The following is a 23,833-nucleotide window of genomic DNA, read 5'->3' as shown; positions in this document are numbered from 1 at the left end:
CCTTATCAAACTAAAAATACAAAAGATGTTAAATAACGGTAATGTGCATCATCGCAAATCAGCATCATTTGTTCTGGCCACCTACAATTTGTTCAGCAGAAAGTAGTATAGACAATTCCTTGGGTAGCTAAAATTACTCTAGAAAGTTAATAAAAATAACGGATGAAAACGACGTACAAATAAACAGACCTTTCAACAAGTCTCTTCAATTTTTTTAAAAAAATTTACGGTAAAATCTATAGTGCTAAATAACCATCCGTTCAACAACAATTTCATTATTGGACTACCAGAGATCCACCGAAGTTTTTTATCGGTCAGCTACTGATAAAACCCTTAATATTATTTTTTATAATAATCTCCGGCTAAACTTGCACCGCCGCCACAAAAGTAATTTAATGCCAATCTATCTTCAAATTTCGAAGTAAATACTTCAGCTGTTTTATCCTTAAATAAAATCGTCATCGTACCGTTTAAATCTTTATTGATGGTTTTTAAATCAACATCAATCTGATTATTCACTAATTTTCCTTTGCCTTCAAAAGTACACCCTTTCACAGCGCCGGTAAATGAAATTCTCACTGAGTATATACTGTCATTTTCAGATTTCAATTCCAGAATTTGGTTGTATCCTTTCCCACTGGCGTTGGTGTTATACGTACCATTCAACTGAGCCGGCATATATGCTATTACTTCTTTAAAAATATAATTTTTGGCTAATTCTCCGCTTACTTCTTTCTTGTCAGCATCCAATCTTACCAAGGTTTTGTCGGGTTTTACCAGATAATATTCCTTCGGCGAATTTGGGATGGATACTTCAATAATATCATCATTCTTTGTCCAGGTACCATACTCGTTTTCAGAAGTACCGTCGCTGTCTAAATACGATGTACTTTTAACCGCTTTGTTGTCTTTTTGAAAGGTAATATAAGTTTCGATTCCCATACAATCTGCGCAAGGCAATATTGCCGTGTAGATACCTGAAGAAAAATCATTATTCTGCTGCGCCTCTGTTTTTGTCTGCTCTTTATTTGCAGTGTCAACGGTTAATTTACTGTCGCTGCAAGAAACAAAAATGGTGGTTAGTGCTGCTACGGTTAAAAATTTAAATGTGTTCATTATTTTTTTTTGATTAATTTAAAATGTTTGATGACCTAATTAATGATTTTAAAAGACCCAATAAGGCTTTGCGGAGTACTAAAACAGAAGAATATGAAGTTATTATTTTTGAGAAAAGAATAAATTTCCATCGAAAAACAGCTCTTATTGTTGCAGGTGATTTCCCATTGTGCAAAAAATAACAAACTTAATTTTTGGTAGCTTGACTCGCACAACTTTGTAAAGATCAATTAAAAAAGGCTGCAACTGACTTACAAAAAAGAGACCATTATAGAGGTCTCTTCATCTCTTTAAAACTTTTTACAATGAACCCATAATTTCTGAAAAGCTCCCGAAGCTTCCCTCCAACAGGCGTTTATCTCAGCGTTTTTATTTATTTATTTCGGTCCGATGATTTTCCAATTCATTATTGGCTTTGCAAGCCCAACGAAACGCTGGTAATTAAAGCAACAAAACCAAAATTCCAGTATTTGATAGTGAAGTACAGCAGGAGATTCAGCCGGTGAAACCTAAACTAGCCGATGCCGGTATTGCAAACACGGTTGAAAACAAATATATGACCTTCACCACGACGCCGACGGCAAAAACTTTGAAAATAATGGTAAGCGTCGAAGATGAAAAAAAGGCATTTGAAATCATTGATGCATAGCTTCAAAAATCGGATAATGTTAAACCCAAAACAATTTCATGATTTTAAATTTTAATACACAGACCGGAACATTTGGGGTTCCGGTTTTTTTTGACATTTGTCAAAGGAATCTTTCTCCAGCTGCCGGAAATTTGCACGTATAATTTTACAAACAAACAGAAAATGAAAACTATACACAGATTCCTTATGGGCGCAGCTTTTTCGTTGCCGCTCACGCTTTATGCGCAGCAGGAACCTACGCTGCAGGAACTTATCAGAAGTGCGCTGCAGAATAATGAAACGCTGAATCAGCAGGTTTTAGAAAATAAGTATACGAAACTCGACGGCGAAAAGCTGAATGATGTGTTTCTCCCAAAAGTGGAGATTACCGGGAAAACAGGTTATATGTACACGTCGGCGCATATCAGTTCACCGGAAATACAAGTTCCGGCGGTGCCTCCGGTTTTTCCGGGAGCCGTGGTACCTGAAGGACAGCTGAGCAATAATCTCAACATTTCCGGTCTTTCCGCCTCTGCAAAGGCCGAAGCAAGTATGGTGATTTATTCCGGCGGAAAGGTGAAATATCTGAAAGAAGCCAATCGCGAGAAAAATCTTTCGGAAGAAGTGATAATGCAGAAAACCAAGGACGACGTCATTACCGAAATTTCCAAAGCATACGACCAGTTGTCGCTGGTTTACGAATCCAAAAAAGTTCTGGATCAGTCTAAAAAACGTTTGGAAATCAATAAAAAAACTGCCGACAAAGCCTTGGGTTACGGTTTGATTACGCCTTACGACCACAAAAAAATAGAACTTGCACAGGCCACTTTGGATTCCAAAATGGTTGAATATGAAGGTAAAAAGGATCTTCTGATCACCCAGATCCATCTGTTGACAGGAATCGAAAGGGAGCGTATTGCCCTGATCGAACACGATCTTCAGCCGATAAACTACGATGTTCTGAACGAAACCGTAGAAAACAGAGCAGAGATTAAAGCACTTCAACACGGCATTAACGCGACAGATTTCAAAATTAAAGCCGAAGAGAGATGGTGGGTTCCGAAAGTGCAGGCGCAGACTTCGCTCTCGTATTTCGGGCTTTACAATAACCACATTTCAACCTCGGATGAAATTTTTCCCGGCACGGGAAAAAAACTCGATTTGCATCCGAGTGCCATAAACGTATTTCCCATGTTTACCGCAGGAATTGGCTTTAAATGGGAGGTTTTCGACGGTAATGAAGGCAAACATGCCATTGAGAAAGCCAAGATAGATAAGGAAATTCTGGAGAGCAAACAGAAAGACGCGATTAAAAAATTGAACTTAAACCTCGCCAACAACCAAACCAATTACAACATCGCGAACGCACAAATCAAACTGAAAGAAAAGGCAAGACAGATTGCAGCAAAAGGTTTGGAACAGGTGGAAAAGGAATTCAGATACGGCACCAAAACTTCCGCGGTACTTATCGAAGCAGAAACAGATTTACAGAATGCCGAACTGGAACTGCACACCGCGATTTTCAATCAGAGAGTTTCCGCCATTGAACTGATGAAATCTACACAAAACCTTAATCCTGAAAATCTTTAATTATTTAAAAAAATTAAAAAACAAACAAACGAAATGAAATCTACATCAAAAATACTTTCTGTTCTTACCCTGTTAACTTTGGTCAATTGCAGCGACAAGCCCGCAGAACGTGCCATTGAAGGTAAAACCAGAAAAGAACTCGTCACTTTTTCACCAAAAGTAACCGGCCGAATCCTGGAAATTTATGTGGAAGAAGGGCAAACCGTAAAAGCCGGTGATACGCTTGCAAAACTGGATGTACCTGAAGTTTCTGCAAAAATCGCACAGGCAAAGGGTGCAACTTCCGCAGCCAGAGCACAGGCTCAAATGGCAAGAAACGGTGCTACCACCGACCAGATGCGACAGTTGAGAGCCAAACAGAAAGGGCTTCAGGAGCAGTACCAGTATGCGCAGAAAGCCTACAACAGGGCTAGGAATATGTACCGGGACAGCCTGCTTTCGCCACAGAATTATGATGAAGCCTTCGCGAAATATCAGGGCGCCAAGGCACAGTTGGATGCGGCAAATGCCGAACTGCACGAAGTTCAGATTGGTACGCGGTACGAAAAAATAGAAATGGCGGAAGGACAGGCGAATCAGGCGATGGGCGCATTGCAGGAAGCGAATGTGGCTTATTCTGAAAGATATGTGATCGCTACAAATGATATGGAAATCGAAACGGTTTCTTTGAACAAAGGAGAACTCGCGACTGCCGGTTTTGCGCTTTTTTCAGGCTATATTCCCGACACGACTTATTTCAGATTCACCGTTCCGGAAAGTAAAATTTCAGCTTATGAAAAAGGGAAAACCGTAAAGATGGTTGTGAATTACAACCAAAAAGAAATTACCGGGCGCATTGTTTCCATCAAACAACTGGCAAAATACGCCGATATCACGACGGCTTTTCCGGATTATAATCCTGAAGATGCGGTTTATGAGATTAAAGTAATTCCGGATAATCGGGCCCAGTTGGGTACTATTCTGGTGAACTCCAATGTGGTTTTAAAATAAGTGACGGAATTCTTATTATATTAAAAATGAAACAGTTAAGATATTTACTGAAAAGAGAATTCCGGCTCTTTTTTACCAATAAAACCATGCTATCGGTGTTTTTTATGGCACCGGCATTCTACGCGTTGCTCATCGGTTTCACGTATAAAAAAGGGAAAGTTGAAAACATTCCGGTGATCCTCATTAACCACGATAAAACGCCGCTTTCCGACCAGGTAACCCAAATGTTTGAGGATAATCACACCATAAAAGTCCTGAATTATATTGATGAACCGGCTCCCCTGAAAGACGAGGTCATCAAGACCGAAGCTGCCGCTGTAGTCATCATTCCGGAACGGTTTGAAGCGCTGATGCTTCAGAAAAAGTATCCGGAAATTACGGTTTACGTCAACACGTCCAATGTCCTCACCGCGAATTTTGCTACGAAAGCGATTCAACAGATCCTGGGAACATTTTCGGCAGGTGCAGAGATCAAGGCGCTGCAGAAAAAAGGCATGAATGTAGAAATTGCGAAAACCCAGTACGAACCGTTTAAAGCCAATTACATCACGCTGTTCAACACCACGAGTAATTACCTGATTTTTATGTGGCCCGCGATGATGGCGGTGGTACTGCAGCAGGTCATTTTGATGGCAATGGCAGTGACTTTTGCTGAGGAGTTCAAGCGCGACAGTTTTAAACGTGATTTTGCCGGTAAACACAAATATGCGGTTTTGGTGATGGCTATAAAATGCCTTCCGGTGTGGATTTTCGCCAATTTCAACATCCTGTTTTTCTACCTGTGCAGTCTTTATTTTAAAATTCCGTCACCGGTGAATGTGCCCAACTTTTTCTTGCTGACCGCAGTTTTCGTGGTGGCATCAACCAATTTGGGCGTGCTGTTCAGTATTTTGGTTCCTGATGCGCTGAAGGCGACACAATATTTGATGGTGATTGCTTCTCCGGCGTTCATTGTAAGTGGATTTACGTGGCCAACTTCGGCGATGCCGCAGCTTGTGCAGTATTTCAATTCTATTATTCCCTTGACCCCTTATCTTGAGGCATTGAAAATTATGGTTGTGGAACGTGGTTCAGATTATTTAACCCAAAAGTACTTCTTCCATCTTTTGATTTTGGCGTTAGTGTATTTTGTATTAGGCTGGATTGCGCTTAAAATTAAAATCAATTCACTCTACAAAAAGTACCAGCTCTCAGAAGATGATGAAAGCGATGATTTTGATGAGATTACAGAATCAGAAAACAATCTCAACGAAAACGGCTCAACACCGCAAGAAATATAAAGTTTTCATTTCTTTATAGTTTGTTTGTTCGTCCGGGAAGCAATTTCCCGGACGTTTTTTTTTGATAAATGTCAAAGCCAAAGTTCAAAAGAAGCCGGAACTTTGCCTTAACAAACAACTGGACAATGAAAAAGAACTTTTTACTGCTGTTCATTTTCCTTTCGGGGTTTTTGTACTCGCAGGCATATTCGCCGGATATTTTGGGAAACGGTTTTGAGCAGAAAACATTGAATTTTCCAAACGATTACGAAGGAAAAGTTACCGCAACAGTCATTCGCAAAAAAGTGGAAAGTCCTACCCATAAAGCTGTGTTGTATATTCACGGGTTTAACGACTATTTTTTTCAGAAAGAAATGGCCGAAAGATTCAATGAAAAAGGGTTTGACTTTTATGCTTTGGACTTAAGAAAATACGGGCGTTCGTATTTGCCCCATCAAACTTTTAATAATGTCAGAAACCTGGACGAATACAATGCCGAAATCGATGAAGCTTTAAAAATTATTGCTGCAGAACATCATAACAAAATTCTGCTGGCAGGGCATTCAACCGGCGGGCTGATCACGACACGATATATGAAATATCACACTGAAAACCCTAACATTGCCGGACTTTGGGTGAACAGTCCCTTTTACGATTTCAATATGGGGTTTCTGGCAAAAAAAATTGGGGTTCCCATCATCAGTGGTTTGGGAAAACATTATCCTGACACGAAAATTGGCGGTGGATTTTCTCCTTTTTACGGCGAAAGTCTGCATAAAGATTTTAAAGGTGAATGGAATTATGATTTAAAACTGAAACCCAATGCGAATTGGAAAGTGAATTTCGGATTTATCCGTGCGATTCATCGGGGACAGAAAGACATCCGCAACGCAGAACTCAAAGTTCCGGTATTGGTGATGCATTCTGAAAAATCGGGCTATCCAAAAGACTGGAATGAGGAAGTGACTTCCACCGATATCATCCTGAACGTGAAGGATATTCATAAAAATGCTGAAAATTTAAAGGGAAATGTGACGATAATTCCCTTTAAAGGCGGCATTCATGATTTGGTGCTTTCCAAAAAACCGGTGCGTGAAAAAGTGTATGACGAACTTTTCACTTGGCTACAAAAGATTGATTTTTAATAGTTTATTTTTAATATTCAGTTTGTGAATAATGCCTCATTTTTTGGGGCATTATCTTTATTTTTGTACAAATTGAATCTTGATGACTTTTCCCGAAATGCTTGCCACCTACATCACCATCGACGATGATATCCGCAGTTTTCTGAACACCCAGACCGAAAAAATATCTGTTAAAAAAGGAACCGTTATCAGCGATCAACACACTTTAAACCGGAAGGTGTATTTTGTAGAAAAAGGGCTTCTGCGCTCGTTCTATTTTGAAAAAGGAAAAGACATCACCACTAATTTTTACCCCGAAAACAGCATTCTCGCAAATAAAGACACCATTTTTGAGAAAATTCCGGCACGGCATTCCATTGAAGCCATAGAAGATAGTGAGATTGTCTTTTTCCGTTACTCGAAAATGGAAGAACTCTGCGAAACTTCGCTCACCATAGCCAATTTCAGCCGCCGTGTTTTGGGACTTCTGATGACGAATATGGAAAGGCGCATCAATTCCTTGCAGTATATGACGGCAAAGGAAAAATATATTCAGCTTTTAGAAGATAATTCGGATATACTTTTGCGTGCACCGCTGGGGATGATAGCTTCTTATCTTGGCATTTCTCAGGAAACTTTGAGTAGGATCAGAAGTGAGGTTTAGAAAAGTTATCAAAGTACAGACAGAGATGCTGCTTGAGCGGCGGTGCGAGAAAAAATTTAGCCTTTTTAATAAAGATTTTATTCTTCAGGCGGGATAAAAATATAACCAGGCACAAAAAAAAGACACCTTTTTCAAAATCTCTTTTACAATCAAACTGAAAGGTTCCAAAAACTTACAAGACTTTCTTTCAACAGGAGCTTCATTGTTCAGAGCCAAGTTTGTGGCGCTGCTTCGGGCCTTAGGAAGCGTTGATGGAGCGTTGATGAACACTTTGTTCTCCAAAAACTGGGTCGTATATGCCAAGCGGCCTTTTGGCAGCCCAAAACAGGTGATTGAATATCTGGGACGTTACACGCATTCACCCCGTTGGATTTTTTAGGTATTCCGTCAATCTATTTCTAAGATAAATTTTTCCATTTCCAGACTTAAGATATTTCTCTCTTCTGGTCGCATCTTGCTGATTTAAAAAGCCTTCCCAATAAATCAATTTGAAAGGCAATCTTCTTGCAGTAGACTTAACCTCTCCATTATTGTGTTGTATCAATCTATTCTGCAAATTAGAAGTGTATCCTGTATAAAACAATCCATCTTTTTCGCTAAGTAAGACATATATAATAAAACATACTCTTTTTAGCAAAGTTAGAAATCCTACGGGGTAAAGTGGCGATCAGCAACCACCGCATAAAAAAAGTGACGGATGAACAGGTCCGTTTTGAGTACAAGGATTACCGAAAAGGCGGGGCGAAAAAGGAAATGACCGTGAGCAACCAGGAGTTTATCCGGCGCTTCAGTCTTCATATTCTGCCGAAAAGATTTGTAAGGATCCGCCATTACGGCATCCTGAGCAGCAGCTGGAAACGAGGGAAGTTGCAAAATCTGCAGTCAGATTTAAAGGTCCGGAAAATAGAAGCAGCACCAAAAATAATGCTCAATAAATGCCGGTGTTGTAAGGAAGGAACCTTGGTCACCATTGCGGTCTTTGGGCAGCGCGGTCCGCTGCAGGAATATCTTTTCGTCATCCAACAACCTTTGTCTGCGAACTAAACTTTGTGGGTAAGGGAATTTGTGTTTTGCAGCGAAGAAAACCCGTAGAAAACACTCATAAAGGCTACCAAATGCCACAAAAAAAAGCAGTCCTTCTAAAAAACTGCTTTACGATCCTAAATCCTAATATCGACAACTCCATAGACTGTCAAAAAAGCTCCCGAAAGTGAGCCTGTCCAGAGCGCAGCGAAGGATTTAACGGATTTTCATCTGCCTTCGGCGAATCTTCGATTTCGTGTCCTGCGGACAAGACGAAAGCTTAGTTATTAACTGCAGGTGTTTCTATTTATCATCCCAATCCACAAAGTTTTTTAAATAAATTGGACTGTGAATTTTGTCGTACCCAGTTTTCCTCCAAAAGATAAAAGTAATTTTCATTGGCTTGATTTCGGGATTTTTGTTTACAAATTTGTATCTGACAAATTTTCTTTTTGTTCCGAAAATAATAGTGTCCTGTATTTTAACTTCATTAAGGGGTGTTATTTGAGATTTAATTTTTGGATAGTTTTTTTTCAACTGGTAAAATTGCATTGACATCATACCATAATATTCACTTCCGTAAGTAAATAGTTCGACGGATTCGTTGAAGTGGTTGTGATTAAAACATTCCCAATATTCAGCAACAGTTTTTCTAATCTGTCTTTCAGGAGAGTTTAAAACAAAAAAATAAAAGAGTAGTGCTAAAAATAAAGCAATTGATAGGGTAAGAAGATATTTATTTTTCAAAATCTCAATGTTGGCGGTTTGTTATGGCTTGCAGATAATGGTTGGGTATTTCTGTTGGCTGGGGTTATTGTAACTGGTTTTTGTAAATATAACAAAACGAACAATTAGCAAAATCTTTATCATGTAAACTTCAACCCCGCTAATAGAAATACCAGGTTATTATCTACTGTCCTTTTTTACTCGTATGCTTGTAAGTAAAACTTATATGGATATTTAGGTTTCCAAATTTCATTTTCCTTTACGTAAATAAAATTTTTTTCACTAATCGTATCGTGATATATTTCAATATTTGCATTTATAACTTTAGCAAGTTTTAACACTTCATTTTTATACTTCTCATTTTTAGTTACAAAGTATTTTTCATATAGGCAATTTGCAACTACGACTTGAGCATTTGTTTTATTCCAAAGTTTTGTAAGAGAATCTTTCGTTGGTTCTGAATAATCTTCTTTGCAATCCTGAATTTCTATAGTTGCAATATTTACTTTTTCACAGCTAAAAATGCAAAATAATGAAATACAGATTTGCATTAGTATGTTAAAAATTCCTCTTTTCATTATTATACTTTTCTAATATTTTTTTTCAGAGTTTTTTATGCGCATTTTTTGGGATAGCAGATAATGACCGCCCGGCTTTGTCGTCGTTTCGGGGAGGAGCCCATAGGCTCCGCACCGGAATGCGTCAAAGCGGGGCAGTTGGGAAAACGTCGTGCGAATGCAACGATGGTTTCCCGACTGGCGGTGTGTATTAATTCTTTTAAAGATACTCAAAATTTTAAATTACAGAATAAGAAGTGAACAGCTACAAAAAAAGCAGTCCTTCTAAAAAACTGCTTTGTTACCTTAAATCCTAAAATCGAAAACTCCATAGACTGCCAAAAAACTACCGAAAGTTCCGTTCTCCGCCGCGGCGGATCATCTCGTGTCCTACGGACAGAACGAAAGCTTAGTTATTAGCAGAAGTATTATCTGAATTTTAGGTTTGTAATTTCATCATTCAGTTGATCTATAGTCGAAAAACTACAATATGGTTTTTTTGTAAGTAGTTTTATTATTAACATTTTCGAAAGTTGAAACGCTAAAGTGAGGTCTTCTAATTCGATGGTTTTTTGATTTCCATGCGCTATAGAGGATCTTTCTTTATATAGCTTTTTGAAAAGCTTTGAAATTTCTTTTCTTTTTTCAGTTTCATCTTCTAAAATAAATGCGATCGATTCACTTAATTGACTTACAATTGAAGGAGAAATAAATGATTTTAAATCATATTGCAACATTCCTTCGATTGCAAAAATGAATTGCAGAAGAGCTTTTGATGAACTCGTATCATAAACGCCATTGCCAATCCAAATTATAGACTTCAAAATTCTTTCTTGAATTTTTGTTTTATTTTCATTATTTAATAAATCCCAAATTTGTCTATTTCCATTTGAGGATGTTAAGAAGTGGTCATCGTCAATGTCAATTAATAATTTGATTTCACTTTCTGAACTATGATTTATACTTTTCTCATTACAAGTAATAATTTCACGAGATATCCAATTTCTATAATTTAAAATTCCAACCATTCTTAAATGCTTCAAGTCACCAATCATGTAATTGAAAATATTTTCAACATATTCACATATTTCAAATGAAATTTCTTTTGCCTTTAAATGATCTCTTGCTTTTATTTTAATTCCTATAAAATAGTCACTTTTTCTGTCTTCAAAATAACGATTATAGTCTGAACCAAAAATGTATTTGTTTTTTAAAATTTCTTCAGATAAGGTGATATTATAAATAGAAAATTTGCCAAAATTCTTTTCAGGAATGTTCAATATAATGCCAAAAATTTCATGAAATACTTCATGTTCAATAATCGGTGATTCTAGAAAGCGATTTATTATATTCTGAAAATCTTCATTAGTTGATTTTCTATTTTCAGTAATAAGGTATTTAACTAATTTAATTAATTCTTTCTCAAAATTCTTATATGAAATTGTATTTGAAATTTCTTTATTATAGTTATATAAATCATCTAAAGTATTTCTAAGAGAGAAATAATTATCAGTCCCGACAAATGCTATTTGAATAGGAAAACCCGTAAATACTCTATAAACTTTTTCTTTACTTCTATCGAATTCTAAACTAGCAATTTTAACAAGCGTGTTAATTTTATCATGGTTTGTCATAATATTTCTGCTAACGGTTTGCGGCTATAAGAAGTTGGCGATTTCGAAGCACAAGACTGTCAACTTGCAGAAAAGTTTCATTGGAAAACTGAACTTCATTTAACCACTGAACCGCCAATTTCTTATAGGTGCTGTTATGCCCAGTGCTTCTTTCCATTTGTTGCGATTAGTTTGTTTATTTGTTCAACTGCCTTTTCAAATCTCTCGTCCCAGTCGCCCTTTACTTCTATAATTTCTATATTATGGTCTTTCAAAATTTGTCTGTGTGAAATGTCTAACAAATTTCTTTCGCTTTCGCTTAAACGTGTTCCGTCCTGCACATATTCCACATCATTGTTGAGATAAAGATATAAGTCCGCATTGTTGGAATTATAGATTTTGCTCTCAACGTCAAGTGTTTTGTCAAACGTGAAATTGGCGTATGATTTTGTTATGTGTATGTCCGTGTCAATGATGATTAGCGGACCTTGCTCTAAAACTGCCTTGTCAATTCGTTTAGCGTGTTCGGAAGCAACAAGATGTAAGTCGTCAAATTCAAATGAGTTGGAATTAGCAATTAAGTCCCTACCTGCTTCTTTTACAGGACTACAATTAAAATGTTTGGCAAGTCGTTCTGTCAATGTCGTTTTTCCTGTGCTTTCTGTGCCAAGCACCACAACTTTAATTGCAAAGTCGGGTTTTACGCTGTCGGGCAAAAATTTCCAATTTGTAAAAATGTCCTTGCGAACGGCAGAAGCTGAAACAGGAAATAATTGCTTTGGGATGTCAAAAGCAATATGTTCTATTTTCATAAATGAAGCAACATAATTTCCGTATTCTTCCGAGGTAATTACTAAGTCACAATCGGGGAAAAATTCATTGAATATAGCCGACCAAACTTTTGAAACTTCTTGCGAAGATTCGGAAGTATTGGGCAATTCACTTTCCAAATAATTGTAACTTTTTATTTCAATTTTATTTTCCCTTTCAAAAGTTTTTTCAATCCATTTTTGTCTTGTCGGGACAGGAATATTTTCTTTATCGCTACAACAAACTAAAACCGTAAGAAAATCACACTTCGTCAAAGCAAAATTTATCATCGCTTCATGTCCTTTGTGAAAAGGCAAAAACTTTCCGAATACAAATGCTTTAACCATTGTTTAATTGCTTTTTCCAATTCAACAATCCATAAGTTGCCAATCCAAGAAAAACAAGATATTCTAACGCTAAAAAGACAATTCCTTTTTTGTAAAACAAGAATACACAAACTATATCTACTACAATCCATAAATACCACGTTTCAATTTTCTTTTGAGCAAGCAGAATTGTCGCAACTATGCTCAATACCATTACAAACGAATCGGCATACGGATATGATGCTTCGGTTTTGAAATATTGAGGCAAGTACATATGAATATTTGAAATAAGGAAACCAACTATAACTGTTCCCACTACAATTGCACATAAAAGCCAAATTTTTGTTTTCAGTTCGGTTTTAGTGATGCTGTTTTCTTTCGGTATTTGCTTCCAATTATACCACCCGTAAAGCGTAACAGCAAAAAAGAAAACCTGCAAAAACATATCTGAATAAAGCTGAACCTGAAAGAATAAAATGAACAAAAACAACTCATTGATTATTCCTGTTCCCCAAGTGAGAATATTAGCTTTTGTTGCAAGATAAACTGATATAAATCCAAACAATGTACCTATCAGTTCAACGTAGCTGATTTGATAGCCGATTATTTCAAAAGCGATATTGTTGATGTCAAAAAATGTCATTAAAAACTATACTGAATTGATGCGTAAAAATTTGTTGGTGCTTGCACAAAATACTTTTTGCTTCCGTCAAAGTCCACATATCCGTGATTAAAGTATTTTGCGTTTGTAATGTTGTTCAGGAATACGGAAAATTGAAAACCTTTAATGCTGTAACTTGCTCTGCTGTTCAAAAGAAAATAACTATTCACTTTTTCTTCATTAGCAAAGTCAATGAATGAATGATGCTGGTATCTTGCTGATAATGCGATTGCAAAATTATTTTTAGAAAAAACAGCTTCTTGATTTATGATGATTGGTGGTGTAAGTATTGGGCTGAATGTTTCTGTTTGTTCTTTTATGCGACTGTAATTGAAAGATGAATTATTTACAAGCGAAAAATGTTTTGAAACTTTGTAGTTTACACTTAATTCAAGCCCTGTTCTAAAACTCTGCTCTACATTGTTGGTAAGAGCCAAACCATTTGGACCAAATTTTCCGTCCAAAACAATTTCGTTTTTGAAATCCATATAGTAAAGGTTTACATCGAAATTCAGTTTGCTTTTTTTAAACCTGAAACCCAATTCGTGATTAAGCACATATTCGGGTTTTGTGTTGAACAAAACTGCGTTGCCCAAACTGTCCGCCAACAAATCGTCATTACCGCCAAACATATCGTTTCTTGTTGGTTCTCTTCCTGTGTATCCTAAGCTGTAATAAAGCGAGTAATTTGGCTTGACTGCAACACTCAACCCCGCTTTTGGATTGATGAAATTCCATTCTAATTTTTGCAAAGCAACCGAACCTTTGTAATCAAAATTGACATAACGATATTGTACGTCTGCAAAAAATGTAAGCATTTTAAACGTATAATCTGCTTTTGTAAAAAAGCTCATTTCATTTTTATATCCTGTGTTTTGATAAAGCTGCCCCAGTGCTTTTTCACTTCCTGTGTGTTGTCTGTTGTAAATATTTCCGTGAATTCCTGATGTCAGATTAAACTGTTTTTTTGAAAAAGTATAGTTGCTGAAAATACCAACGAAATTTGATTGAACAGCATAGTTATACAATTCGTTTGTGGAGGGCATTCCCAAGAAATTGTTTAGGTCAAAGTCATAATTCCCTTTTAGGAAAGTATAGTAAACACTTGATTGAAGCGAAGAAGAATGATTGATTTGCCAATGATTTTGTAATTGGGTCAGCATTTGAAAAAAACGGTCTTTTTCTTGTTTGTGGTTTCCGTTTGTTTGTCTGTCGATGTTGATTAAACTATCTGAAACTCCAATCCAAGCCATATCATTTTGCTGATTTCCTGCCAAAAAGTTGAGTTTCCAGGTAAATTTGTCGTAAAAAAGTCCGCCACTTAAAAATACAGATTGCGAATTGTTGGAAGAATGATACTTGTATCCGTCCGAATAAACTTGTGAAGCTCTGACATAAAGGGCTTTTTTGTTTTTTATTCCGCTGTTGTATTCGCCAAACACTCGCATACTATTGAAAGAACCATAGCCTAAACCAAATGTTGTTTTAGTTGTATCGGCAAGGTTTGGTGAAAATAGTTGAACGCTTCCCCCATAACTCGCCACTCCGTTTTTAGTTGTTCCTACACCACGTTGGATTTGAATTTTACTGACCGAATTAAGAATGTCAGGATAGTTTGAGAAATACGCCCCTTGGTCTTCGGGTTCGTTCATTGGCATTCCGTCAAATGTCGTGTTAATTCTTGTTTGGTCAATTCCCCTAATTCTGTAATAAGAATAGCCCTGCGAATTTCCACCGTCAGAATAGTTGGTAATTGAAGGTGTTTCAGAAAGCAAGAATGATGGTTCTTGCCCAGTTGATTTTGCTTTTATGTCCTTTGAGTAAATGTTCTGAAAGGTCATTGGCGTTCGTTTGTCTGCCTGATAGGTAATAACCACTTCCTTTAAGGTTTGCAAAGTGTCAAGTCTTAATGTGTCTTGGGCTTTAAGTTGTTTACTGAGAAAAATTGTTAAAATGAAAAGTGTTAAATATTTTGTCATTCTTGATGGTCATTTTAGTCTATGATTGCTCGTTTTCGAGCTGTCATTTTTTTGGTTGCAGTGTCGTTTTAGCATTGGGCATAACGGTTTGCAGCTACAAGCAGGTGGGATTTTTAGCACTGAACTTCATTAAAAGTACAAAACTTTGATTTAGCACTTCACTTTCATAGAAGAACTGAACCTCCACTTGCTTGTAGCTGCTGTTATAGCCAGTTTTTCTTTTCATTTCGTGTCAATTTGAGTTCTTCTTCGCTTCCATTCTTTCCACATCATTTCGTATCCCGTTCTGTCGTAATTGTCATCAGGCATTTGTTTAGGTTTACTTTTCTTATAAAATTCTTCTACCTTGTCAACAAAATTTATTATTTCGATTTCGTACTCTTTCTTCGGTATTACAATTTCTGTTTTTGATTCCGTTTTCAGCTTAACATTTTGGTCAATATGCTGAACCCAATAATTGATTCCTGTAAAGCAACCTTGAATATGAAAGTCTGTATTATTTTCAAGGTGGTCAATATGGTGTCCGCAGCAAGGAATCAAATGTTCACCAACTAAACTATCTGGGTTGTGATTGTTGTCAACTGTTCTTAATAAATGAACTGACATTGCACTTAATGTCCAGTGATTTTCTTTTTTCTCTTCGGTCAACAACAATTTCATTTCCAATTCTAACTTTCACTTGACCGTGAGCACATAAGTCAATTTCTTCAGGGGTGTCTTCCAACCAATGAATGTCTAAAAGTTCTATTTCAAATTGTTTGTCTTGCATTTTGGTGTGTCATCCTAAAATTGGCTATAACTTACTTATATGTATCACGTTATGATACATATCCAAACAATTTTGCGGGGATATGTATCACAAATGTGATACTTATCTCTTTCTCAAATATATTACAATTTGTTCACAAGTCATCAAATGGACTTTTAATCTGCTGCAAACTTTTGGTACTTACATGCGTGTAAATTTATTCAAAAATCGCATTTTTTTAAAAGGTTTTCATGAACCGAGGATGCTCGGTTTCAGTGGTCCTGCTGCTGTTATGTCCCAATAATTCCTGTATATATCTTAAGTCTGTACCGCTCTCCAGCAAATGCGTAGCATAGCTGTGGCGCAGCCAGTGCAAAGTGACAGGTTTCTTAATATAAGCTTTTGCCAATGCCTGTTTTAACACATGCTGTAAACTCTGTTCAGAGTACATGCTTCCCGGCTCCTTTCCTTCAAAAAGCCAAACTTTTGGTTTGTAATCTATATAATAGGCTCGAAGGAGGGGAAGGATTTTCGGAGATAATGGTCTTATCCGGTCTTTTTTTCCTTTCGACTGCTTTATAATGACAATATTTCTTTTGGAATCAATATCTGTCAGTCTTAAACTAAGGAGTTCACTTCGCCGAAGACCGCAACTGTATATCAGGGACAACATCGCTTTGTGTTTTATGTTGTTATGTGCTTCCAGAATGGCTTTCACTTCTTCTTTGCTCAGCACATTGGGCAGGTTCTTTTCCCTCCGCGGCCTATGAACTTTTCTATGTCTATATTTTTTTCCTGTACGGTTTTAAAGTATAATTTTATAGCGTTCACGATTTGATTCTGATAAGAAGAAGACAGGTTGTTCTTCAGTATATAATGGGTATTATAGTGGATGAAATCATCATTGGTGATCGTAGAAACTTCTTTTTCATTATTGAACAGCAAAAAAGAACGTAAGGCATCTGTGTAGGTTTTAACAGTATTTGGACTATAGCGCCTTGAAAACAGATGTGCTTTGAACTTTTGAAGCTCTGTTTCTGCTTCCTTGCTGGTCTGTCTGATCGACTTTCTGCCTGCAATGAGTTCCAGGTTTAAAGTTAAAACGTACTAATGCTTCCATCTGGTGTAGAGTTATCAGGTTTCCCTTTGTGCAGGATTTAGTAAGATTATGGTTCCCCAAAAAACGCCGTACTCGCTCCAATCCAGATGGCGTCTTTTTTATTGAAATCCACATTTACCATATCGGCTTTGGTCATGCGCACCAAGTGCTCCATAAGTTGGGGGCGGTCTTCGCCTTGGTGCCAGATGTAGAGCAGGCGGATTTCGGCTTTGGCTAAATCGCCGTTGATATCTTTAAACAGGGGTGCGTAATTTACCTTTCGCTGCAGGATGTAATTCTCCGGGTCGGTGATTTCAGAAAGGATTTCCTCGGTGGGATTTAAATTTACACCCGCACCGGCAAAAGAAAAGAGTGGTTTAAGTACAAAGTCTGAGAGGTTTTCGGTGTCGGGGAAATCAGTCAGGAAGTAGCTTTTGGGTGCGTATTTGTGGTTGAGTTTTGGCAGGAGGAATTTGGAAATCTTAAAGAACCAGTTGGGGTGGGTAATCCATTTTACATCAACATCATCGCGGAAGTCAAATTCAGTAACTAAATTGTCCATACGGTCCAGCTCGTCAAAGATCACGCGGTTATAAATCCGCTTAATCTGAACGAGCCGCCCGTCTTTTTCGTAAAACAGTTCGCGGCCTTTTTTCTTTACTTCGGTAAGACAAACGGGCCTGATGCCCAGCTTTTTTTCGGTGATGTAGAAATCAATACTGGTTTTCTGCTCTTGCGGGTGGATTTCCAGCAGGATTACGTTCTCAGGATTTTCATTGCCGATAAGCAGTTTGTTGAGTTCGCTGTAGTATTCCTCATCGGTCATTTCGGGTTTTAATTCATTCAGGAATGTATAGACTTCACAGAGGGTGTTCTGCAGTTCGCGCTGGAAACCATAAAGAGTAGGGAAGGCCTGAAGTTCAATGAGCTGTGGCTCCACCTCGCCCTGTTCATTTTGGCAGATACCAAAGTCAATGGTGAAAAAATGCGGCTGGGCGGTATCGTTAGCTAGGTGATACTTTTCAGGAACAGCTTTGCTCAGTTCGGCTTCAGACATATTTTTAATCTGCGCGATAATACTGTCGCATGCCGACTGCAGTTTGGACCGGAATTCTTCCGTCAGGAAAACGGGACTCTCGGAAACCCGGAACGGAGGTTTTATGCCGCCTTTTTCGGTAAGACTTTCTATAACCTGATTGTATTTTTCCGCATTGAATTCCCTGTTGAACTGTTCTCTGTATTTTGCGATCATCCTTTGTGTTTTTGGTACTTAAATATATGGATTTTTAGCTTTCAGAATAAAAAAAACCGGCTTTAGCCGGTCATTTTCAATAGAGTTACGCTGTAGTGAGGTCGCGGATGATTTCCTTTGCCGCATGTTCCAGAAAGCGGGGCAGGATCTGGGTCTGTGTAAGCAGGATTTTATCGGGATCGTTCATGCGGTCCACGGTTTCCAAATACTTTTCCATACCATAATTTTCAATCATAGCCTCGCGGTTTTTGGCTATTTCCAGACTTTTAATCATTCCTTCAGGATTTGCTTCGGGATGAAACTGCGTTCCGAAAATCTCATCAGAAAAGCGGATGGCCATTACGGCGCGTTCCAGGTGGATGTGCGGCCTGACTTTTTCCAGAGCGACGATTTTCATATCCAGTTCTTCCATTTTGCGCAGGTTGGGTTCTATAAACTGATAGGCACGACTGTCCACTCCATAAAAAGGTTCCGGCAGTCCTTTCAGCAGGAAATCCTTTTCACCATGATCATTTTTATGGATAGGCATAACCCCGAAAGAATAGGATTTACGCTTACAGATGTTGCCCAACTTAAAATGAATGGCGGCAAGCTGGAAAGAGTGGCAGATCAGGAAAAGGAATTTCCGGTCTGCGCTGTTTCTATTGTATTCCCAGACTTCGGTAAGGAAATCCGCATAGGGTTGTTCCCAGGCATGTCCCTGGCGGTGCGGATTTCCGGGACCGCCGGAGGAGATAAAGATGTCAAAATCCTCTACCCGCGGCATTTCATTTTTGTACCGCACGTCGAAAAGCTCAATCACCACGTCCTCATCCGAGTTTTGTTTGAAGGTTTGGGCAATCTCCGTAATATTCCGCATTCCCTGGTTTGCGTGGTTATTGTTCATGTCCAGCAGGGCCAGTCTTATCTTTTTCATAGGGGTGCAATTATTAGGACCTGCAAAATTACGCTTATATAATTAATTGAGGGTCATTGTGATGCGTAATCCCGTACTCCGTTTCGGCAATCATATAATCCACCACGGCTTTCAGGCATCCGGTTTCCTCATAAACCTTCAGTTGCCGGTCGGCGCCGGTGCCGTTTTTCATAATTTCCCAGGCATATTCCACCTCCGTGCGGCAGCCCAGGTCGTCCACCACATCGTCAATGAACTCCAGTAATTCCTTTAGTAAATCCACATAGGGAACACTTGTTTCCTTGCCAAAATCAATAAGATGCGCATGGATACCTTCCTTTGAAGCGCGCCACTTGTTTTCGGTAAGCAGCAGCCGCCGGTAACTGCGGAAACTCATGTTCTGCTGGTGAAGTTTGTAAATCTTGGCCACCAGGCACTGCATAATGGCAGCCAGACAAACGGTTTCCTCTATGCGCATCGGCATATCGCAAATCCTGAATTCAATGGTAGGGTAGAATGGGTGAACGCGCAAATCCCACCAGATTTTCTTGGCATTGTCTATAGTTCCGGTCTTGATCATGAGGTTAATATAAGCGTCAAATTCGGCCACACAACTAAAATAGCTGGGGATCCCGGTACGCGGGAATTTTACAAAAACCTGTTGGCGGTACGATTTGAACCCTGTGTTGCTGCCTACCCAGAAGGGCGAATTGGTGGAAAGGGCGTACACGTGCGGCAGGAAATAACGCATGACATTTTGGATGCGGATACCTTCTTCACGGTCCGGAATGCCGATGTGCACGTGCAGTCCGAAGATGAGGTTGGAGCGGGCCACATCGCCCAGGTCACTCACAATCTTGTCGTAGCGTTCTGCTTTGGTTATGGGATTGTCTTCCCATCGTGAAAAGGGATGTGTGCCGCCGCCGGCTACACGCAGATTGTTTTCGTGTGCCACCTTAATGAGGCGTTTGCGGAGATCAGTAAGTTCGGCCTTGACTTCCTGGATATTGTTGCAGATGCCGGTTTCCATTTCCACCACGCTTTCGTGCATCTCATGTTTCAGGTGCTCCTCCAGCGTGGCTTTTCCGCCCTCAATGATTTTGGATACGTGTGAGACCAGGTCGCGGGTTTCGGCGTCAATGATCTGGTATTCCTCTTCGACGCCAATTGTAAATTTATGCATGATTTGTGTTTTTTGTGATGCTAATGACTGATTTCAAGAAAGTTGGGATCAGCCGGATTATTTTTTACCAAGCCCATCTTTAACAAAATTTCCCCAGGCGATATTGGTTTTGCCCGGCACATATTCATTGGCCTTTTCAATGGCCAGTTTGGCGGCATGTTCTACGATCCAGGCGAAGTTTTCCTCGCCTACAGAATTGCGGTCGGCATCGGGCGCCGGATTGCAGAAGTCGATGGCATAGGGAATTCCGTCCCGAACCGCAAACTCCACTGTGTTGAAATCATAGCCCAGTGCTTTGTTCATTTTCAGGGTAAGATCCGTAATGGTTTTAAGCAGTTTTTTGCGCTGTGCGCCCTGGGTCTGATGTTCGGTGGCATAGCGCAAATGGTGGGGATTGCGGGGTTCATAAGGCATAATGTGCACGTATTTCTGCCCCAGGCAGTACACTCGGTAGTAATCATCAAAGACGATCTCTTCCTGAACCATCATTACAAGTTCGCCGGTTTCGCTCAGCTTCTGCCAAAGGTCCTCCCTGTCGGTGCAGCGGTACACGTTGCGCCAGCCGCCACCGTCATGCGGTTTCATATAGCAAGGGAAACCCACATAATCAAAGATGTAATCCCAGTCCAGCGGGAATTTCATATTCCTGAAAGATGTTTCCGAAGTTTCCGCCGGCCTGGAGCTTGAAGGCAGCAGCACAGTTTTAGGCAACGGCACACCAATCTTGGACATAAGCGCATTGTTAAAGAACTTCTCATCGGCACTCCACCAGAATGGATTGTTGATGACATAAGTCCCGCATATGGCAGCATTCTTCAGGTATGCGCGGTAAAATGGGACATCCTGCGAAATCCGGTCTATAATCACGGCATAACCGTAATCGGCGCCCTGTTCAAGTTTGTCTATCATCACGGGTTCGGCGGTTACTTCACCATTACCCAGTTCGTTTACTTTATTGATGAATTCCCATGGAAAGGTGTCTTCCATCCCGAATAATATTCCTACTTTTTTTGCCATAATATTTGTGTTTTAGGTTTATTTTATTTGTTCTAATGTTCGAATTTTTGAGGGGTTTGAGCGTTTATGAAGGAGTTGAAAAAAAATTGTGATAAACTTTCCGCTCCATTATTGTTTTTTGTATTTAAAGCATTTTAGGTCTACTGTTTTTAAATATTCAATAAAACTCCTAAACTTCACGCATAATACTTCATGTCTTTGTAAAAGGTCAGTAAGCTCTTTTTTAGTTATGAATTCCTGATTATTCGCTCTCTAAAGTTGCGATCTGATTCCCCAGGCTGAACCTCTGCTGATGTACAGTGTTTGATTAAACTCTGCATTGCCTTCACGTTCAAATCTTTCAGCAATATTGTCCGTCACTGAACCGCTTGCGGCGTTCATCTGACTTTTTAATCTGTAATCCGACTTAAAATATCTCGGTCAGCAATTCTGCATACCTCCCTGCTAAGTTCCCGCGCGGTCTGCCATATCTCAAGATCTTCAAACCTGCTTATCGTTGCCATCTGTTTTAATTTCAGTGAATGAAAACTTCCTGTTATCATTTTTGAAAACAAATTCACATCATCAAACTTCCTCCAGCCTGTTTCTCCCAAAAAACTTTCCCACAAACGTAGGAAATACCATACGCCAAAGCGGCCAGTCGTGCGAAATCCACTTTTGCTCGTCGTACCAGTGATCAATCTGTTTCTCACTGAGTATAGCTGACATTTCCCGTGTCTGCTCCAGACAGATGTCCTGGTCGGAGGTGCTTAAAACTATATGCATATGTCTGTATTTCCAGGCTTCATCATAAGGTACAAACTCACGCGGACAGTTGAAGTAGACAAGGTTACTGTTGTAACCGTCCATAAAATTCCGGATGGTAAAAGCGCCGCTAAGGCAGAACAGATGCGAAACGAGATCCGGACGCCGGAAGGCCAGGTTCGCCGCATGATAGCCGCCAAAACTCGCGCCTGCCAGCGCCACCCTTGCGGTTTGATGTGACTTTTGGATAAAAGGAATGAATTCGAGGCTCATAAACTGCACCCAAAGGTCATAGATATAGATCCTGTCCTGGGGACTCAGGGTTTTATCATAGAGGCTTTCGGAGTCCAAGGTTTCAATATTGTAGAGTTTTACCTTGCCGCTGCTCACCAGAAAATCGATGCTTTCATTCAGCTTAAAGTCATGATTCTGGGTGTATGAGCCGCGGGATGTGGGAAACATAAGAATGGGATAACCATAATGTCCTGTCACTTCTACCTTCAGGCTCATGCCCAGGATATGAGAGTAGTAATCTGTATGTTCGGTGCTGGTCATATCATTTGTTTTAAGCAGATGGCTAACGGATTCTGTAACTTATGAGCATCATTATTATGAAGTCGGTTTGTCTTTTGGCGGTATAACCGAGAGGTACTGGCTGGTCACTTTCTCAGCGGTTTCATCCAGACACTTCCTCACCAGTTGGTCGTCGTTGGACCTGTATACAATTCCGATATGGTTTTCAATAGGGAGAAACTTGTACACGGCATCGCACATAAATTCGGCATACTCCGGATTTCTTTTATTTGTAAGTGCCACCAGGAGACCAGCGGCAAAAGCGGTAGGTTTCTGAATTTGATAAGGTATGTTTTTAAGCAGATGATCCTCCATACGGGCCCATTCACGCCAGATGTTGATGCCTGTGGACGCTTCCACCAGATCCGGAATGTGCGCACCGCCCACACGTGACGAAGTTTCCAGAAAGTACCATTTGCCGTCAGCTTTACCTTTTATAAACTCACTGTGTGTAGCACCGTTCATAAGTCCAAATCCTAAAAGCAGTATTCTGTTCAGTGCTTCCAGTTCTTTAAAGTCCTTTGTTGTGTGGTTCAGTGTCTGCGAACGGAATACACCACCATCATGAGCAACCTGCATAGGTGGCGAGAGGTATTTGGAAGCGGATGTGAAAAGCACTTTGCCCTGATAGGTAAGGCTGTCTACATGATAGACATCGCCGGGTTTAAAACTTTCCAGCAGAAACAAATATCTTTCTTCCCCCAGACTATTGACGGTTTCCCATAAATGGTCACGGTCACTGATTTTCTTGATTCCGGTAGCTGAAGCTTCCGAGCGGGGCTTCAGTACCCACGGGCCCGCCACTTTGGCAACGAAACCGTTTATTTCGTCATCATTGAAAATAGCGGTGAATTCCGGTACACTGATATTATTGTGCAGAGCGCGCTGCCGCATGGCCAGTTTGTCGCGGAAATAGCGGTGCGTGGTTTGACCCATGCCCGGAATGCGGAAATTTTCCCGTATAAGTGCTGCTTTCTCTACATCATAATCATCCAAGGCCACCACGGCATCCACTTTTGTACTCCGCATCAGATGTGAGAAACCCTGCACAAGATGGTCCAGATTCCAGACTGAATAGCTTTCTTCCTTCATGTAAAAAGATTCAGTAATCGCATGCCAAGGCCAGGCCCTGTCTTTCAGATGTTCTGAGGTAATCAGAATAACCTTATTGCCCAGCAGATGGAGCTCGTCCATGAAATCGAACCCCTTGAAATAACAGGAAATGCAGACAATTGTTTTTGTTTCCATGTGCAGTG

24 protein-coding genes and 1 pseudogene are annotated in these 23,833 nt (G+C 39.5%); 8 read left to right on the top strand and 17 right to left on the bottom strand.

The features are described from left to right. Positions 1-339: 339 nt before the first annotated feature. Positions 340-1,116, bottom strand: a complete 777-nt coding sequence (locus tag P0M11_RS07645) for a copper resistance protein NlpE (protein ID WP_275625145.1) — start codon at positions 1,114-1,116, stop codon at positions 340-342. A gap of 502 nt (positions 1,117-1,618) precedes the next feature. On the opposite strand from P0M11_RS07645, the gene P0M11_RS07640 reads away from it, so the two are divergent. The 7 genes and pseudogenes from P0M11_RS07640 to P0M11_RS07610 form a co-directional block, all read left to right on the top strand. Continuing rightward, the gene (locus P0M11_RS07640) at positions 1,619-1,765 is read left to right on the top strand and encodes a hypothetical protein (protein WP_275625144.1); all 147 of its coding nucleotides are present in this window, start codon (positions 1,619-1,621) and stop codon (positions 1,763-1,765) included. Positions 1,766-1,927: 162 nt separating this feature from the next. Continuing rightward, complete coding sequence (locus P0M11_RS07635) at positions 1,928-3,334, top strand: TolC family protein (protein WP_275625143.1); 1,407 nt, start codon at positions 1,928-1,930, stop codon at positions 3,332-3,334. A 33-nt stretch (positions 3,335-3,367) separates the two neighbouring features. Beyond that, complete coding sequence (locus P0M11_RS07630; RefSeq protein ID WP_275625142.1) at positions 3,368-4,324, top strand: biotin/lipoyl-binding protein; 957 nt, start codon at positions 3,368-3,370, stop codon at positions 4,322-4,324. A gap of 26 nt (positions 4,325-4,350) precedes the next feature. Continuing rightward, on the top strand, positions 4,351-5,604 hold the full coding sequence (locus P0M11_RS07625; protein WP_275625141.1) for an ABC transporter permease: 1,254 nt from the start codon (positions 4,351-4,353) through the stop codon (positions 5,602-5,604). A 125-nt stretch (positions 5,605-5,729) separates the two neighbouring features. After that, complete coding sequence (locus P0M11_RS07620; protein WP_275625140.1) at positions 5,730-6,728, top strand: alpha/beta hydrolase; 999 nt, start codon at positions 5,730-5,732, stop codon at positions 6,726-6,728. Positions 6,729-6,810: 82 nt separating this feature from the next. Next, positions 6,811-7,371: a Crp/Fnr family transcriptional regulator gene (locus P0M11_RS07615; RefSeq protein WP_158063574.1), complete on the top strand. Its 561-nt coding sequence runs from the start codon at positions 6,811-6,813 to the stop codon at positions 7,369-7,371. Positions 7,372-7,576: 205 nt separating this feature from the next. Next, positions 7,577-7,729, top strand: a pseudogene (locus tag P0M11_RS07610) (transposase); the annotation flags it as partial. Here the strand turns inward: P0M11_RS07610 and P0M11_RS07605 are convergent. Next, positions 7,730-8,008 (bottom strand): GIY-YIG nuclease family protein, encoded by a 279-nt coding sequence (locus P0M11_RS07605; protein WP_275625139.1) that lies wholly within the window; start codon positions 8,006-8,008, stop codon positions 7,730-7,732. 53 nt (positions 8,009-8,061) lie between these two features. On the opposite strand from P0M11_RS07605, the gene P0M11_RS07600 reads away from it, so the two are divergent. Next, complete coding sequence (locus P0M11_RS07600; protein WP_275625138.1) at positions 8,062-8,415, top strand: transposase; 354 nt, start codon at positions 8,062-8,064, stop codon at positions 8,413-8,415. A gap of 282 nt (positions 8,416-8,697) precedes the next feature. Here the strand turns inward: P0M11_RS07600 and P0M11_RS07595 are convergent, their stop codons facing one another. The 15 genes from P0M11_RS07595 to P0M11_RS07525 form a co-directional block, all read right to left on the bottom strand. Then, entirely contained in the window at positions 8,698-9,141 is a 444-nt protein-coding gene (locus tag P0M11_RS07595) for a hypothetical protein (protein ID WP_275625137.1), read from the bottom strand. A gap of 176 nt (positions 9,142-9,317) precedes the next feature. Beyond that, positions 9,318-9,698, bottom strand: coding sequence for a hypothetical protein (locus P0M11_RS07590; protein WP_209815118.1), 381 nt, complete (start codon positions 9,696-9,698; stop codon positions 9,318-9,320). Between the two features lie 407 nt (positions 9,699-10,105). Then, positions 10,106-11,311 carry a HEPN domain-containing protein gene (locus P0M11_RS07585; RefSeq protein ID WP_275625136.1) on the bottom strand — a complete coding sequence of 402 codons (1,206 nt, stop codon included), beginning with the start codon at positions 11,309-11,311 and terminating at the stop codon, positions 10,106-10,108. Between the two features lie 134 nt (positions 11,312-11,445). Continuing rightward, positions 11,446-12,447: an AAA family ATPase gene (locus tag P0M11_RS07580; protein WP_275625135.1), complete on the bottom strand. Its 1,002-nt coding sequence runs from the start codon at positions 12,445-12,447 to the stop codon at positions 11,446-11,448. Continuing rightward, positions 12,440-13,069 (bottom strand): nicotinamide riboside transporter PnuC, encoded by a 630-nt coding sequence (gene pnuC, locus P0M11_RS07575; RefSeq protein ID WP_275625134.1) that lies wholly within the window; start codon positions 13,067-13,069, stop codon positions 12,440-12,442. Before pnuC ends, P0M11_RS07580 begins: the two co-directional genes overlap by 8 nt. Then, positions 13,069-15,066: a TonB-dependent receptor gene (locus tag P0M11_RS07570; protein ID WP_275625133.1), complete on the bottom strand. Its 1,998-nt coding sequence runs from the start codon at positions 15,064-15,066 to the stop codon at positions 13,069-13,071. The genes pnuC and P0M11_RS07570 overlap by 1 nt, the downstream gene beginning before the upstream one ends. A gap of 222 nt (positions 15,067-15,288) precedes the next feature. Beyond that, entirely contained in the window at positions 15,289-15,714 is a 426-nt protein-coding gene (locus P0M11_RS07565; protein WP_275625132.1) for a hypothetical protein, read from the bottom strand. Positions 15,715-16,052: 338 nt separating this feature from the next. Beyond that, the gene (locus P0M11_RS07560) at positions 16,053-16,550 is read right to left on the bottom strand and encodes a tyrosine-type recombinase/integrase (RefSeq protein ID WP_275625131.1); all 498 of its coding nucleotides are present in this window, start codon (positions 16,548-16,550) and stop codon (positions 16,053-16,055) included. A 430-nt stretch (positions 16,551-16,980) separates the two neighbouring features. Further along, complete coding sequence (locus P0M11_RS07555; protein ID WP_275625130.1) at positions 16,981-18,165, bottom strand: hypothetical protein; 1,185 nt, start codon at positions 18,163-18,165, stop codon at positions 16,981-16,983. Positions 18,166-18,250: 85 nt separating this feature from the next. Continuing rightward, entirely contained in the window at positions 18,251-19,081 is an 831-nt protein-coding gene (locus tag P0M11_RS07550; RefSeq protein WP_275625129.1) for a GMP synthase, read from the bottom strand. Between the two features lie 34 nt (positions 19,082-19,115). Next, positions 19,116-20,243 carry a carboxylate-amine ligase gene (locus P0M11_RS07545; protein ID WP_275625128.1) on the bottom strand — a complete coding sequence of 376 codons (1,128 nt, stop codon included), beginning with the start codon at positions 20,241-20,243 and terminating at the stop codon, positions 19,116-19,118. A 57-nt stretch (positions 20,244-20,300) separates the two neighbouring features. Further along, positions 20,301-21,260, bottom strand: coding sequence for a hypothetical protein (locus tag P0M11_RS07540; protein ID WP_275625127.1), 960 nt, complete (start codon positions 21,258-21,260; stop codon positions 20,301-20,303). 252 nt (positions 21,261-21,512) lie between these two features. Next, the gene (locus P0M11_RS07535) at positions 21,513-21,641 is read right to left on the bottom strand and encodes a four helix bundle protein (RefSeq protein ID WP_275625126.1); all 129 of its coding nucleotides are present in this window, start codon (positions 21,639-21,641) and stop codon (positions 21,513-21,515) included. Positions 21,642-21,824: 183 nt separating this feature from the next. Then, positions 21,825-22,559 (bottom strand): alpha/beta hydrolase-fold protein, encoded by a 735-nt coding sequence (locus P0M11_RS07530; RefSeq protein ID WP_275625125.1) that lies wholly within the window; start codon positions 22,557-22,559, stop codon positions 21,825-21,827. Between the two features lie 54 nt (positions 22,560-22,613). After that, entirely contained in the window at positions 22,614-23,825 is a 1,212-nt protein-coding gene (locus tag P0M11_RS07525) for an ATPase (protein ID WP_275625124.1), read from the bottom strand. Between the last annotated feature and the right edge of the window lie 8 nt (positions 23,826-23,833).

Source organism: Kaistella sp. PBT33-4 (genome assembly GCF_029194425.1).
Taxonomy (GTDB): Bacteria; Bacteroidota; Bacteroidia; order Flavobacteriales; family Weeksellaceae; genus Marnyiella.
The sequence above is the reverse complement of the archived record's forward strand: the minus strand, read 5'-3'. Positions and strand labels throughout refer to the sequence as shown.